General features: G+C 71.9%; 4 protein-coding genes. 2 read left to right on the top strand and 2 right to left on the bottom strand.

Translation table 11 applies throughout. The annotated features are described in order from the left end of the window. A partial coding sequence (locus ACO1BR_RS42235; RefSeq protein ID WP_426800438.1) for a type I polyketide synthase occupies positions 1–8,957 on the bottom strand: 8,957 nt, incomplete at its 3' end. Between the two features lie 258 nt (positions 8,958–9,215). Between ACO1BR_RS42235 and ACO1BR_RS42230 the strand changes: the two genes are divergently transcribed. Continuing rightward, complete coding sequence (locus tag ACO1BR_RS42230; protein ID WP_426800437.1) at positions 9,216–10,409, top strand: cytochrome P450; 1,194 nt, start codon at positions 9,216–9,218, stop codon at positions 10,407–10,409. Positions 10,410–10,656: 247 nt separating this feature from the next. Continuing rightward, the gene (locus ACO1BR_RS42225) at positions 10,657–12,033 is read left to right on the top strand and encodes a glycosyltransferase (protein WP_426800436.1); all 1,377 of its coding nucleotides are present in this window, start codon (positions 10,657–10,659) and stop codon (positions 12,031–12,033) included. A gap of 363 nt (positions 12,034–12,396) precedes the next feature. Here ACO1BR_RS42225 and ACO1BR_RS42220 read toward each other — a convergent pair. Next, positions 12,397–16,552: SDR family NAD(P)-dependent oxidoreductase (locus ACO1BR_RS42220; protein WP_426800435.1), on the bottom strand; the 4,156-nt coding region annotated here is incomplete at its 5' end.

Here is a 16,552-nt window from a genome sequence, read left to right as displayed (position 1 = left end):
ACCAGCTCCCCAACCCCCTCCGCGGCCGCACCACGACGGCTCACCAACAACAGACTCCGCACCCCATGCTCAGCCACCAGATGCCGAGCCACCACACGCCCCAGACCACCCGTACCACCCGTGATCAACACCGTGCCAGAACCATCCCAAGCATGAGCCCCATGCACCTCGGCACGGACCAACCGCGGCGCCAGCACCTCACCACCACACAGCGACAACTGCGGCTCATCCGACACCAACGCACGAGACAGAAGACCCACTTCGGCCTCACCGTCCAGATCCACCAGACCGAAGCGACCCGGGTGCTCCGACTGAGCCGACCGCACCAGACCCCACACCGCAGCACCCGCAAGATCCACACCAGACACCGCACCACGCGTCACGAACACCAGACGCGACGCAGCAAACCGATCCTCGGCCAACCACGACTGCATCACCCCCAACGCCCACACCGTGGCCGCGTGAACGGACTCCACCATGCCGGTGGAGTCGGTATCGGCAGTCACCGGCATCAGTACCGCACCGGGCGTACGGCCGGATGCGGCCAGGGCGTCCAAGTCCGTGTGGTGCTCGACCCCGTCCGCCGGCCACTTGACGCTCGGGCCCGTGGGGAAGCCGATCGCGGCGACGGTCTCCGCGCCGGCCTGGGGCAGGCGTACGGGGTTCCACTGGAGTCGGAACAGCGCGTCGCGGGCGACCGGGTTGGGGTCGCTGTGCCACTGGTCGGCGGAGACCGTCCGCAGGACGAGGGCGCCGATGGTGGCTACGGGTTCGCCCGCGGTGTCGGCGACGTCGACGGACACCGTGTCGTTGCCGTGCCGGGTGACCCGGACGCGGACCGTCGCGGCGCCGGAGGCGTGCAGTGAGACGCCCTCCCAGGAGAAGGGCACGACCTGCTGGTCGATTCCGTTGAAGGTGACGACGTGCAGGGCCGCGTCGAGCAGCGCCGGGTGCAGGCCGTAGGCGGGCGCGTCGCCTTCGGCCACGGCGGGCAGGGCGACTTCGGCGAAGACCGCGTCGCCTCGGCGCCATGCGGTGTGCAGGCCCTGGAAGTGCGGGCCGTAGTCGAATCCGCGGTCGGCCAGGCGGGGGTAGAAGTCGGTCAGGTCGACGGGTTCGGCGTCGGCGGGCGGCCAGGACGCCGAGGTGAAGTCGACGTCCTCCGCGGCCGGTTGCGGGCCGGTGGCGAGTACGCCGGTGGCGTGCTGCGTCCATGGGCGGTCGCCGTCGCCGTCCGTCCTGGAGCGGGCGCTGAAGGAGCGGCGGCCCGCCTCGTCGGCCGGGCCCACGTGCAGTTGGAGGTGCACGCCGCCCCGTTCGGGCAGGACGAGCGGGGCGGCCAGGGTCAGTTCGTCGATGCGGCCGCAGCCCACCTCGTCGGCGGCGCGGATCGCGAGTTCGGCGAACGCGGTGCCCGGCAGCAGGACCGAGCCCATCACGACGTGCCCGGCCAGCCACGGGTGGGAGGCGAGCGACAGCCGCGTGGTGAACAGCACGCCGTCGCCGTCGGGCAGCTCCACGGCGGCGCTCAGCAGCGGGTGTCCGGCAGCTTCGAGGCCGACGGCGCCGATGTCCCCGGTACGGGTGTGGTCGGGGGTCGGCCAGTACCGCTGGTGCTGGAAGGCGTACGTCGGCAGGTCGACGGCGTGCGCGTGCCGGCCGACGAGGTATGCGGCCCAGTCGATCTCGGCGCCGTGCACGTGCAGGCGGGTCAGGGCCGCGAGGAGGGTTGCCTCCTCGGGGCGATCCCGGCGCAGGGCGGGGACGAGGACGGTCTCGTCGGGCGCCTCCCGGTCGGTGGCGTCACCGCCGTCGGAGAGCGACTCCCGAGCCATCGCCGAGAGCGCACCGTCCGGGCCGAGTTCGAGGAACCGCGTCACGCCCTGGGCGGAGAGGGCGCCGATCCCGTCGGCGAACCGCACGGCCTCGCGGACGTGGGTCACCCAGTATTCGGGGGTGCACAGCTGTTCCGCGGTGGCGAGTTCGCCGGTGACGTTCGAGACCACGGCCAGCTGCGGCTCGCCGTAGGACAGTTCCGCGGCGACGGCCCGGAAGTCGGCCAGCATCGGTTCCATGAGCGGCGAGTGGAAGGCATGCGAGACCCGCAGCCGACTGGTCTTGCGACCCTCACCCTCGAAACGCGCAGCAACGGCAAGCACCGCCTCCTGCACACCGGAGACGACAACCGACGACGGACCGTTGACCGCCGCGATCGCGACACCCTCGATCAGGCGCGCACGCACCTCCTCCTCCGACGCCCGCACCGCAACCATCGCACCACCGACCGGCAACGCCTGCATCAACCGACCCCGCGCCGCCACCAACGCACACGCATCAGCCAGCGAGAACACCCCGGCGACGTGAGCGGCAGCAATCTCCCCGACGGAGTGCCCGGCCACGTACTGCGGCCTGATACCCCAGGATTCCACGAGCCGGAACAAGGCCACCTCGATGGCGAACAGCCCTGCCTGGGCGTAGGCGGTCTGGTTCAGCAGCTCCGCGTCGGTACCCCAGACGACCTCGCGCAGGGGCCGGTCCAGATGCTCATCCAGCGCGGCGCACACCGCGTCGAACGCCTCCGCGAACACCGGATAGCGGTCGTACAACTCCCGGCCCATGCCAAGGCGTTGCGAACCCTGGCCGGAGAAGAGAACGGCGTCCCGGCCGGTGTGGGCGGTGCCGGTGTCCACGGCGGGGTCGGCCTGGCCCGTGGCCAGTGCGGTCAGGGCGCGTAGCGCGTCGCCGTGGTCGTCGGCGCGGACGGCCGCGCGGTGGGTGAAGGCCGTGCGGCGGGTCGTCAGCGTGTAGGCGGCGTCGGTGAGCCGGGGCGTGGGTTCGCGGTCGAGGTGGGAGCGCAGCCGGGCCGCCTGGGCACGCAGGGCGCGCTCGCTCCTGGCGGAGAGCAGCAGCGGTGCCGTCCCGTCGGGGGCGGTGGTGGGCGGTTCGGGTTGGGTGACCGGGGGCAGTTCCAGGACCACGTGCGCGTTGGTTCCGCTGATGCCGAACGCGGAGACGGCGGCGCGTCGGGGACGGTCGGTCTCGGGCCAGTCGGTGTTCTCGGTGAGCAGTTCGACCGCGCCCGCGGTCCAGTCGACGTGCCCGGTGGGCTCGTCGACGTGCAGGGTGCGCGGCAGCACTCCGTGCCGCATCGCCAGCACCATCTTGATCACGCCCGCCACACCGGCGGCGGCCTGGGTGTGCCCGAGGTTGGACTTCACCGCGCCCAGCAGCAGCGGCCGATCCTCCGGACGCTCCTGGCCATAGGTGGCCAGCAGCGCCTGGGCCTCGATCGGGTCACCGAGCGTGGTACCGGTGCCATGCGCCTCCAGGGCGTCGACGTCGGCAGGGGTCAGTTGGGCGTTGGCCAGGGCCTGGCGGATCACCCGCTGCTGCGACGGACCGCTGGGTGCGCTCAGGCCGTTGGATGCGCCGTCCTGGTTGACGGCCGAGCCGCGTACGACGGCGAGCACCTGGTGGCCTTTGCGTACGGCGTCGCTGAGCCGCTCCACCAGCAGCAGGCCGACGCCCTCGCTCCAGCCGGTGCCGTCGGCGGCGGCCGCGAACGGCTTGCAGCGGCCGTCGGGGGCCAGGCCGCGTTGCCGGGCGAACTCCACGAAGAAGGACGGGGTGGACATCACTGTCACGCCGCCGGCGACCGCCAGCGAGCACTCGCCCGCCCGTAGCGCCTGCGCCGCCATGTGCAGGGCCACCAGTGAGGAGGAGCAGGCGGTGTCCACGGTGACGGCGGGTCCTTCGAAGCCGAAGGTGTAGGAGACCCGGCCGGAGACGACGCTCATGGCGTTGCCGGTGAGCCGGTGCCCGCCCGCCTCGTCCTGTGCGGTGTCCAGGACCGCGCCGTAGTCCTGGGTGTTGGTTCCCGCGAAGACGCCGGTGCTGCTGCCCCGGAGGGACTCCGGGTCGATGCCGGCCTGTTCGAGCACCTCCCAGGTGGTCTCCAGGAGCAGTCGCTGCTGGGGGTCCATGGCGAGGGCCTCGCGCGGCGAGATGCCGAAGAAGTCGGCGTCGAAGCCGGCCGCGTCGGACAGGAATCCGCCGTCGCGGGCGTAACTGGTGCCCTGGTGGTCGGGGTCGGGGTGGTAGAGCCGGTCCAGGTCCCAGCCGCGGTCGGTGGGCATGGCGGTGATGGCGTCGCCGCCCTCGGCCAGCAGCCGCCACAGGGCCCCGGGCGAGTCCACCCCGCCGGGGAAGCGGCAGGCCATGCCGACGATCGCCACCGGCTCGTCGAGGGCGGCGGCCGACGCCTGCACGACCGTGGCGGGGCTCGCGGCGCCCAGCACCTCGGTGCGCAGGTGCGCGGCGACCGCGACGGCGCTGGGGTGGTCGAAGAGCAGGGTGGCGGGCAGCCGCAGGCCCGTCGCGGCGGAGAGCCGGTTGCGCAGGTCGACCGCCATCAGCGAGTCGAATCCCTGCTCGCGGAAGGCGCGTTGGGCGTCGACGGTGTCCGGCGAGGGATGGCCGAGGGCCTTCGCGGCCTCTTCCCTGACCATGGTCAGGAGCGCCTGTTCCTGTTCGGCGGCCGGCAGTGCGCCGATCCGGTCGCGCAGGGGGGAGCCTGCGCGGCGCGGGCCGTCCGCGGGGCGGATCGCGCGGCGGGCCTCGGGCAGGTCGCCGATGAGGGGGCTGGGGCGGACGGCGGTGAGCGCGGGGGCGTAGGCGCTCCAGTCGATGTCGGCCACGGTCACGTGCGTCATGCCCTGGGTGAGGGCCTGGCGCAGCGCGGCGAGGGCGGGGGCCGCGGCCATGGGCAGCAGTCCGTCGCGGCTCATCCGGACGGCGGCATCGCTGTCGACGGCCATGCCGTCGCCCGCCCAGGGGCCCCAGGACACGGAGGTGGCCGGGAGGCCCTGCCGGTGGCGCTGTTCGGCGAGGGCGTCCAAGTAGGCATTGGCGGCGGCGTAGTTGCCCTGACCGGCGTTGCCCAGGACGCCGACGATCGAGGAGAACAGCACGAAGTGGTCCAGGCCGAGGTCCTGGGTGAGTTCGTGCAGATTCTGTGCGGCGGTCGCTTTGGGGCGCAGTACGGTCTCGAAGCGCTCGGGGGTGAGTGCTTCCAGCACGCCGTCGTCCAGCACGCCGGCGGCGTGCACGACGCCGGTCAACGGCAGGTGCGGCGGGATGTCCGCGAGGACGGCCGCCAGCGCTTCGCGGTCGGCGGCGTCGCAGGCGGCGAGGGTCACCTTGACGCCGCGCTCGGTGAGTGCGGCCGCGAGTTCGGGTGCGCCGGGGGCCTGGGGGCCGCGGCGACTGGTGAGCACGAGGTGTTCGGCTCCGGCGTCGGCCAGCCAGTGGGCGAGGTGGGTGCCGAGGGCACCGGTGCCGCCGGTGACCAGCACGGTGCCGTGGGTGCTCCATGGGGTTTCGGCCTCGCCGCCGGGTGCGGTCCGTTCCAGCCGGCGGGCGAAGGTCCCGGCCGGGCGGATCGCGACCTGGTCCTCGTCCGAGGTGAGGGCGCTCAGCAGCGCGGCGACGGTCCGCCCGTCCAGGTCCTCGGGGAGGTCGACGAGTCCGCCCCAGGTCTGCGGGAACTCCAGCGCGGCCACCCGGCCCAGTCCCCATGTCTGGGCTTGGGCAGGGCTGTTGAGCGCGTCGTGCCGGTCGACGGCGACGGCGCGACGGGTCACGCTCCACAACGGTGCCTGGATGTCCGCGGCCTCCAGGGCGCGCAGCAGCGTGGTGGTGGCGGCCAGGCCGCGCGGGACGGAGGGCAGCCGCGGGTGGGGCCGCTCGTCGAGGGCCAGCAGGCAGAGCACGCCGTCGACGGGGGTGTCGGGCCGGACGAGGGCGTCGCCGGGGTCGTCGGTGCCGGGCAGTACGCGTACGTCGGTGTGCAGGCCGTGGTCGCGCAGAGCGTCGAGCAGGCGGGTGGTCCACGGGTCGTCGGCGGCGCCGTCGGGCAGGACGACGAGCCAGTGCCCGGTGGCGGCGGGGCCGTTGGAGGTGGTGCGCGGGGTCCAGTGGGTGCGGTAGCCGAAGCGGTCCGCGGCGGCCTGGGTCCGGCGCTGCCTGCGCCACGAGGAGAGGGTGGGCAGGAGGCTGCCGAGGGAGTCCGCTTCGCTGCCGTCGATGGCCAGGACGGCCGACAGTTCCTGGAGGTCCTCGCGTTCGACGGCCGCCCAGAACCCGTCCTCGCCCGCCTCCGCGACGGCCGCCTGGGCCGCGTCGTGGTCGGCGGGGTCCAGCCAGTACCACTGGCGTTGGAAGGCGTAGGTGGGCAGTTCCACGCGGGGGGCGTCGGGCGTGTCCAGGCAGGCGGACCAGTCGACGGGGACGCCGTGCACGAAGGCGGTGGCGATGCCCTCGGTGAGGGTGGGGACTTCGGGGCGGCCGGTGCGCAGGAGGGATACGAGAACAGGGGAGCCAGGGGGGACGGTCGCGTCGAGGGTGGTCAGGCAGTCCTGCACCATGGGGGTGAGGACGCCGCCGGGGCCGATCTCGACGAAGGCAGTGACGCCCTCGGCTTCGAGGGTGCGCACGGCGGCGCAGAAGCGGACCGCTTCGCGGACCTGCCTGACCCAGTAGTCGGGCGAGCGCAGTTCCGCTTCGGTGGCGAGCGCGCCGGTCACCGTGGACACCACGGGGATGCGGGGGGCATGGAAGGTCAGGCCGCGGGCGACGCGCCGGAAGTCCTCCAGCATGCCGTCCATGTGCGGGGAGTGGAAGGCGTGGCTGACCCGGAGTCGCTTGGTGCGGCGGCCCTGCGCCTCCCAGTGGGCCGCCATCTCGATGACGGCCTGTTCGTCGCCGGAAACGACGGTGGAGTCGGGCCCGTTGGCGGCCGCGAGGGCGACGCGGTCCTCGTGGCCCGCGAGGCTTTCGCGGATCTCCTCCTCGGTGGCCTGGATCGCGACCATGGCTCCACCTTCGGGCAGCGCCTGCATGAGGGTGCCGCGCGCGGCGACCAGCCGGGCGGCGTCCTGGAGGGTGAGGACGCCGCTGACGTGGGCGGCGGTGATCTCACCGATGGAGTGTCCGGCGACGAACCGGGGCACCACGCCCCAGGATTCGGCGAGCCGGAACAGGGCGGTCTCCAGGGCGAACAGGGCGGCCTGGGTGTAGGCGGTCCGGTCGAGCAGGGCGGCCTCGGCGCTGCCTTGCTCGGCGAAGACGACGTCGCGCAGCGGCCGGTCGAGGTGCGGGTCGATCTCGGCGCACACCGCGTCGAAGGCGGCGGCGAACGCGGGGTGTGCGGCGTGCAGTTCGCGTCCCGCCCCCAGGCGCTGGGAGCCCTGCCCGGCGAAGAGGAACGCGGTGGTGGTCTTGGTGGCGACGCCGCTGACCAGCCCGGTGGTGTCGCGGCCCGCGGCCAAGGCGTCCAGGCCGCGTAGGAAGGCCGCCCGGTCGTCGGCGACGACCACGGCGCGGTGGTCCATGAGGGTCCGGGTGTCCACGAGGGCGTGGGCGACGGCGGCCGGTTCGAGATCGGCCCGGTCCCGTATGTGGTGGCCGAGGCGTTCGGCCTGGGCGCGCAGGGCTCCTTCGGTGCGGGCGGACAGGATCCAGGGCAGCGCGCCGGACCGGGTGGCCGGCTCGGGGGCCGGCTCGGCCTCGGGGGCGGGTGCCTCTTCGAGGATGGCGTGGGCGTTGGTACCGCTGATGCCGAAGGAGGAGACCGCGGCGCGGCGGGGCCGGCCGGTGCTCGGCCAGGGCTCGGGCTCCGCGAGAAGCCTGGCGTTGCCCTCGCTCCAGTCGACGTGCCCGGTGGGTGCGTCCAGGTGCAGGGTCTTGGGCAGTTGCCCGTGCCGCATCGCCAGGACCATCTTCATCACGCCCGCGATACCGGCGGCGGCCTGGGTGTGCCCGATGTTGGACTTCATGGCGCCGATGAGGACGGGTTGGTCCGCGGGGCGCTGCTGCCCGTACGTGGCCAGCAGGGCGTGTGCCTCGACGGGGTCGCCGAGGGTGGTGCCGGTGCCGTGCGCCTCCACCGCGTCGATGTCCGCGGCGGCCAGGCCCGCGCCGGTCAGTGCCTGGCGGATGACGCGTTGCTGCGAGGGGCCGTTGGGGGCGGTCAGGCCGTTGGACGCGCCGTCCTGGTTGACGGCGGAGCCCCGCAGCACGGCGAGTACGGGGTGGCCGTTGCGCACGGCGTCGCTGAGCCGCTCGACGAGCAGCAGCCCGACGCCCTCGCTCCAGCCGGTGCCGTCGGCGGCGGCCGCGAACGGCTTGCAGCGGCCGTCGGGCGCCAGGCCGCGCTGCCGGGAGAACTCCACGAACATCTGCGGCGTGGACATCACGGTCGCGCCGCCGACCAGGGCCATGGTGCACTCGCCGCGCCGCAGCGCGTGCGCGGCCAGGTGGAGGGCGACCAGCGACGAGGAGCAGGCCGTGTCCACGGTCAGTGCGGGGCCTTCCAGGCCCAGGACGTAGGAGATCCGGCCGGAGGCGATGCTGATGTGGTTGCCGGTCAGCAGGTGTCCGCCGACCTCGTCGGCGCGTTTGTGCCCCTCGGCGTCGTACCCGCCGTGGCCGGTGCCGACGAAGACGCCGGTGCGGCTGCCGGCGAGGGATTCCGGGTCGATGCCGGCGCGTTCGACGGCTTCCCACGCGGTCTCCAGCAGCAGCCGCTGCTGGGGGTCCATGGCGAGCGCCTCGCGCGGGGAGATCCCGAAGAAGCCGGGGTCGAACTCGCCCCCGTCGTGCAGGAATCCGCCCTCGCGCGCGTAGGCGGTGCCCTGGTGGGCCGGGTCGGGGTGGTAGAGCGACTCCAGGTCCCAGCCGCGGTTGCGGGGGAAGGAGGAGATCGCGTCGACGCCGCCGCTCAGCAGTTCCCACAGCTCTTCCGGCGAGCGGACGCCGCCGGGGAGACGGCAGGCCATCGAGACGATCGCGATGGGCTCCCGCTGCTTCGCCTCCGTCTCGTCCAACTGCTGACGAGTCTCGTGAAGGTCTGCGATCGCGCGCTTGAGGTACTCGCGCAGCTTCTCCTCGTTCGACATTCAGGACGCCAATCGTTCGGGGGAATGCCGGACTTGGGGCACAGAGCGCCGACATGCACGTCCGACCGTTTCCCTGCCATCTTCGTCAAGGTCGACTGCGGGTTTCCCTAGATGACGCCCGCTTTCCGAGCGGAGGGATGCTCACGGCGCGCTCCGTGCTCCTGCCCGCCGAGACGTTTGTAGGGTTTTTCCGGTCCCCAGATCGCTAACGTCACGCCGCACGCGTCACGTCACGAAGCACACGTAAGGGGCCTCCCCATGTCCGCTGCCTCCCAAGACCTGCCCTGCCTCAACCTCGAACCGCCCAAGATGCTTCAGCTGAGCCCGCTCCTGCAGAGGTTGCAGGACCGGGGGCCGATCCACCGGGTGCGCACGCCCGCCGGGGACGAGGCGTGGCTGGTGACCCGCCACGCCGAGCTCAAGCTGCTGCTGCACGACGAGCGCATCGGCCGCACGCACCCCGACCCGGACTCCGCCGCGCAGTACGTACGCAGCCCGTTCCTGAACCTGCTGATCAGCGACGCCGACGCCGAGACCGGGCGTCGGCAGCACGCCGAGACCCGTCGCCTGCTCACACCGTTGTTCTCGGCCCGGCGCGTGAGGGAGATGCAGCCGAAGGTGGAGGAGGCCGCGGAGGCCCTGCTGGACGCGTTCATCGCCCAGGGGTCTCCGGGCGACCTGCACGGCGAGCTCTCCTCCCCGTTCGCGCTCACCGTGCTCTGCGAGGTCATCGGCGTACCGCCGCAACGCCGGGCGGAGTTGATCACTCTGCTGTCCGGCATCGCCCGGCTGGACGACCGTGACGGGGCCCTGCGGGCACAGCGCGACCTGTCCGCGTTCGTGGCGCGGCTGGTCGAGTTGAAGCGGGCCGAGCCCGGCCCCGACATCATCTCCCGGCTGGTCGACGGCGAGTTGCCCGAGGACCGCGTGACGCACCTGGCCTCGGGGCTGCTGTTCGCCGGGCTGGACAGCGTCGCGAGCATCCTGGACAACGGCGTGGTGCTGTTGGCCACACACCCCGACCAGCGCGCGGCGGCGCTGGCCGACCCCGAGGTGATGGGGCGCGCCGTGGAGGAGGTGCTGCGGTCGGCCCGGGCCGGTGGGTCGGTGCTGCCCCCGCGCTACGCCAGCGAGGACATGGAGTTCGGCGGGGTGACGATCCGGACCGGCGATCTGGTCCTGTTCGACCTCGGCCTGCCCAACTTCGACGAGCGGGCGTTCACGGGGCCGGAGGAGTTCGACGTCGACCGGGCACCCAACCCGCATCTGTCGTTCGGCCACGGCATCTGGCACTGCATCGGCGCCCCCCTCGCGCGCCTGGAGCTCAAGACGATGTTCACCAAGCTGTTCACGCGGCTGCCGGAACTGCGCCTGGAACACCCCGTGGAGGAACTGCGCCTGAAGGAGGGCCAACTGTCGGGCGGCTTCGCCGAGCTCCGGATCACCTGGTAGGTGCCGTCCCGGCAGCAGCGCCTGCCGCGCCACGACCTGGCCTGGCCGGAGCGCGCGTGCGCCGCGGCCAGGCCGGCGCGAAGGCGTCCGACCCGGCCGCGCGTTCGCCGTGGCCAGGCCCTCGGCGCGGTGGCCGAGTCTAAGGATTTCCCGGCACCCGGCGTGAGATCAAAGGCACGGTGCGGTCAATCGCCCCGCACCCAGGCGTGCTCGCCGAGTCCAGCCTGCCACCGGTGAAAGGGAATCCATGGAATCCGCCCGACGGCCGATCCTCTTCGTCAGCCTTCCGGAGAGCGGTCTGCTCAATCCGCTGCTCGTACTGGCGGGTGAACTCTCACGCCAAGGCGTGGCGGACCTCTGGTTCGCCACCGACGAGCCGCGCCGCAACGATGTGAAAGGGATCGCGGAGGGCTCCCCGGTGGAGTTCGCCTCCCTGGGCGGCGTCGACTCCGAGATGTCGGCCGTGACATGGACCGACGACATCTACCGTGAGGTCACCCAGTCCTCGCGGTTCAGGGCGCACCGCGCGGTCGTGCGGCACACCTACCGGCCCGAGCTCCAGAGGGAGAAGTCCCGCCGCCTCCAGGCCGTCGTCGACGAGGTCCAGCCGGCACTCATGGTCATCGACTGCATCAGCAGCTTCGCCGTCGACGTGGCCATCGCCCGAAAGATCCCGTACGTACTGAGCGTTCCGTTCCTGCCGAGCAATGTGCTGACCGCGCACACGCCCTTCACGAAGAGCTACACCCCGCGGGGCTTCCCCGTCCCGCACACGGGGTTCTCGCGGCGGATGACGCTCACCCAGCGCGTCAGCAACGAGCTGTTCAGGTGGCGGACCCTGGCGATGTTCCTCAACCCCGAGATGAGCAAGGTCCTCAAGGAGGACGCCCGGCGGCGCAAGGAGGTCGGGCTGCCGGCGCCCAGCACCATGGCCAGGATCGAGCACGCCGACCTGGTGCTGTGCAACTCCATCGCCGAGCTGGACTACCCCTTCACCGTCCCGAAGAAGATGCTGCTGGTGGGTGCGATGGTGCCGCCGCTCCCCGAAGCGCCGGACGACAAGGACCTCTCACAGTGGCTGGACGCCCAGTCCTCCGTGGTCTACGTGGGGCTCGGGACGATCACCCGGCTGACGCGGGAACAGGTCGGCTCCATGGTGGAGGTGGCCCGTCGTCTGGAGGGCCGGCATCAGATGCTGTGGAAGCTGCCCTCGGAACAGCAGCACCTGCTGCCGCCCGAGGAATCGCTGCCGGGCAACCTCCGTGTCGAGAGCTGGGTGCCTTCGCAGATGGACGTGCTTGCCCACCCCAACGTGAAGGTGTTCTTCACCCACGGCGGTGGCAACGGATTCAACGAAGGCATGTACTTCGGCAAGCCGCTCGTGGTGCGACCGCTCTGGGTGGACTGCTACGACCAGGCGGTCCGCGGCCGGGACTTCGGCATCAGCCTCACCCTCGACCAGCCGCAGACCATCGACGTCAACGATGTCGTCGACAAGCTCACGAGGGTCCTCAGCACCCCCTCCTTCCACGAGAAGGCGCAGCGGCGGGCCGCCCTGATGCGCTCGGCCGGCGGGCGCGAGACCGCCGCCGGCATGGTTCTGGCGCACCCGGCCCTGGCGTAGGGGCCCCCGGGCACACCCGCCCGGGCCGCTTCCCGGCGCCGGCACACCGGCACGGCGGAGCGCGAAGATCGACAACACGACGGTCCGGGGCAGCGGACCGGGCAACTCGGCGCCTCCGCCCACTCGTTGGCGGAGGCGCTTGCCTTGTCACCGTAAGAACGGCCGAGCGCCACAACCGGCCTGTTCCCACGTCAACCTCCGACGCCGACTTTGCGCGGTCCGGTTCCGCTGACGCGTACGGCTTCCCCGGCGGCGCACGGCTCCCTGGTCGCGACCGGGGAACGCCTCAGGCGGGCGGTCCGAGGACCGCCCGCCTGGCTTGTGTTCCCGTGTCGTTGTTACCCGGTTGCCCGTGTGCCGTCGTTACGCGTTGCCGAGGGAGTCCAGCCATTCCTTGACGATCCGCGCGGTCTCCGGCGCGTCGTCGCGCACCATGGAGAAGTGGTCCGCGTCCACGCTGTGGACGACGGTCGGCGCGCCGCCGTGCCGTTCGGCACCGAGGGAGGTGTCCGTCTCGATGCCCAACGTCTCCTTGCCGGCGCGGACGAGCAGCACGGGCGCGGTGGTGTGCCGCAGTTCGAGTTGGCTCAGCATGCCCAGCCAGCGCGCCATGGCGGACAGCCTGGAGTTGGTCATCCGCACCGGGGAGACCTCGTCGACCATGAAGTGGCGTCGCATCAGTCCCCGGTAGTCAAGGCCATCGCTCTTCTGGTGCCGGATGCTGATGGTGTCCAGCAGCACCACGGCCTCCGGCCTGATGCCCCAGGTGTCCTCCAGCAGAGCCGCGGCCAGGTACGCGAAGGCTCCCGCGGAGGAGTGCCCGACCAGTACGAACGGCTCACCGTCACTCGCCCGCAACGCACTCTCCGCGACGGCCCGCACCGCGGTCTCGGCAGTGGCCGGCAGCCGCTCCCCCGTGGCGAAGCCGACCAGCGGCAGCGCGCTGACGTGCCGCTCACCCCGGAACGGCGCGGCCAGTCTGACGTATTCGTGCACGCCGCCGTTGGCGGTGGGCGTGCTGATGCAGATCAGCCGCGGCCGGCCGGGGCCCTCGGCGAGGGTGGCCGGCAGCGGCAGATCCTCCAACTCGGCGGTGTTCTCGAAGCTTGGGCGGAGCGCGCTCAGGGCGGAGAGCATGCACTGTGCTTCCGGGATCTTGCCGCTCTCCAGGGCGTCGAGGAACAGTCGCTCCAGCGAGTCGCTCTCCGGCGCGGCGACCTGGCGGAGGCCCGCTTCGGCCCCGGCGCCGTCCAGGGACTCCTGCGCGGCCAGGTCACCGTAGAGGCGGGCTGCGAGATCGCCGGGGGTCTTGCTGTCGAAGACCACGGTCGCCGACAGGTGCAGTCCGGTGATCGTGGAGAGGCGGTTGCGCAGTTCGACGGAGGTCAGCGAGTCGAAGCCGAGCTCGTAGAACTCCCGGCCCGCGTCGATGCTCTTGGCCGAGACGTGTCCGAGCACGGCGGCGGCCTCGGTGCAGACGGCATCGGTCATCAGCCGCGTACGCTCCTCCGGGCGGGCCGCCCGCAACCGATCGACGAACCCCACGGCTCCGTCCGCACCGGAGCCGCCCGTGGAACTCGCGGCCGTCCGCCGGGTTCCCCTGATCAGCCCGCGCAGCAGCGACGGCACCGGCCCTTGTATCCGTACCGGCCCCGAAACCCGGCCGACCGGGACGAGGTGGGGCGCATCCGTCGCGGTGGCAGCGTCGAACAACGCCAAACCCCGCTCCGGACTCAACGGCGCCGTCCCATACGAAGCCATCCGCTGCATGTCCGCATCCGAGAGCGAGGCGGTCATCCCACCACCCTGCTCCCAGGCACCCCACGCCAACGACTGCGCAGGCAATCCCAGCCCCACACGATGCCAGGCAAGCGCATCCAAAAACACATTGCCCGCCGCATAATTCCCCTGACCCGGACCACCCAACACACCCGCGATCGACGAGAACAACACGAACGCAGCCAGATCCAGACCCTTGGTCGCTTCATGCAGGTGCCAGGCAGCATCCACCTTCGGACGCAACACAGCCGACAACCGCTCCCGCGACAACGACGCGATCACACCGTCATCGAGAACACCAGCCGTATGCACCACAGCCGTCAACGGATGCGCAACAGAAACCGACCCGACAACGGCATCCACCGCCTCCCGATCCGCCACATCACACGCACGGACCGTCACCTCGGCACCGCACGCCGTCAGTTCCTCCCGCAACTCCTCCACACCAGGCGCCCCAGGTCCACTGCGGCTGACCAACAACAGATGCCGCACCCCACGCTCACCCACCAAATGCCGAGCCACCTCACGACCCAGCCCCCCGGTGCCACCCGTGACCAACACCGTCCCCTCCGGGTCCCAGGCACGCGACGCCACCCCGACACCACCACCCAGCTCGGCCAACCGACCCACCCGCAACACACCATCCCGCACAACGAACTGCCCGTCCCCGGCAGCCACCAGCCCAGGAACCACCCCAAACACCCACGCCAACCCACGGTCCATGGAACCAACTTGAAGGTCCAGCAGGGCAACCCGCCCCGGATGCTCCGACTGCGCCGAACGCACCAACCCCCACGCCGCAGCACCAGCCACATCCACCACGGACTCACCCACATCGGCACAAACCGCACCATGGGTGACGAACACCAAACGCGAGCCGCCCGCCCTCTCCCGACCCAACCACTCCTGCAACACACCCAGAACCCGAGCCGCCAACTCATGGGCCGCACCGGGCACATCACCATCCGCGCCCGACACGGGCACGACCACGAGGTCCTCATCCCCGGTGAGGTCCGCCAGAGAAGCGACCGACGCACCCAGGCCGAGCACGTCCGCGCCCAGGGACACACACCGGACCTCACCGGACTCCACCTCAGGAGCCGCCACCCACTCCAACGACAACAGTCCCTCGCGCTCCGCGCGCCTCGCCGCGGCCTGCGGGTCCGCATCGGACGGTAGACCGCCGCGCAGGACGAGTTCCTCAACGGACAGGACAGGCGAGCCCTCGACGTCGACGGCGGCGACGGACACCGAGTCCTCACCGGTCTTCGTCACCCGGGCCCGCAGGACCGACGCTCCACCGGCGTGCAGCGACACCCCACGCCAGGCGAACGGCAGGAGCTGGTCCCCCGCGGTACCGACCCCGGCCATCCTGCGCGACTGCAACACCGCATCCAGCAGGACCGGGTGGAGCCCGAACGCCCCGGCCTCCCCGGTGACCTGGTCGGGCAGCGCCACCTCCACGTAGGCGCCGTCCTCGCTCTTCCACACCGAACGCAGCCCCTGGAACGCGGGGCCGTAGCCGGTCCCGTCGTAGAAGCCCGCCAGGTCCACCTCCTCCGCGTCCCGCGGCGGCCAGACCCGGGAACCGAAGTCGACGACCCGCTCACCGCTGGTCAGCGTGCCGCCCGCGTGCTGGGTCCACGGCCCATCCGGGTCACCGTCATCCGGGCGCGAATACACCGAGACCCCGCGAGACCCCGCGTCATTCGGGGCGCCGACCACCACCTGGACCTGCACGGCGCGGTCCTCGGACAGCGCCAGCGGTGTCATCAGGACAAGGTCCTCGACCCGGTCACAACCGACCTGATCGGCAGCGCGCATCGCCAACTCGACGAAACCGGCTCCCGGGAAGAGGACGCTGCCGCCCATGACGTGGTCGACCAGCCAGGGATGCGTCCCCAGCGACAGCCGGCCCGTCAACACCATCCCGCCGGAATCCGCGACGGTGACCATCGCGCCCAACAGCGGGTGCTCCGCGGCCGACAGGCCCGCACCGGCCACGTCACCGGACACCAAAGCCGGCCGGGGCCAGTACCGCTCGTGCTGGAAGGGATAGGTGGGCAGGTCGACGCGGCGGGCGCCAGTGCCGGCGAAGATCCCGGACCAGTCCACCGCCACGCCCCCCACGTGCAGCCGCGCCAGCGCGGTCAGCAGGGCAGACTCCTCGGACCGGTCCTTGCGCAGGGCCGATACGGCCACGCTGTCATCGGTGTCCAGAGTGTGCTGAGCCATCGCGGTCAACACGCCGTCCGGGCCCAACTCCAGGAAGACCCGGGCACCTTCGGTCTCCAGGGCGCGCACGCCGTCGGCGAACCGTACGGTCTCCCGCACGTGCCGGACCCAGTACTCCGCAGAGCACACCAGTTCCTCGGCAGCCAGCTCACCGGTCACGTTGGAGACCAGGGGAATCTGCGGCGCCCTGAACGACAGCCCGGCCACCACCCGCCGGAAGTCCTCCAGCATCGGATCCATCGACGCCGAATGGAACGCATGGCTCACCGACAGCCGCTGCGTCTTGCGCCCCTCAGCCGCCAACTCCTCGGCAATGCAGAGAACTTCAGCCTCACCACCGGCGATCACCACCGCCTCCGGACCGTTGACCGCAGCGATCGACACACCATCCGACAGCCGCGGCCCGACCTCGCTCTCGCCTGCCTGGACAGCCACCATCGCACCGCCCACAGGCAACGCCTGCATCAGCCGCGCCCGCGCCGCCACCAGCACACACGCATCCGCC

This window comes from Streptomyces sp. YGL11-2, assembly GCF_050054615.1.
GTDB lineage: Bacteria > Actinomycetota > Actinomycetes > Streptomycetales > Streptomycetaceae > Streptomyces.
The sequence above is the reverse complement of the archived record's forward strand: the minus strand, read 5'-3'. Positions and strand labels throughout refer to the sequence as shown.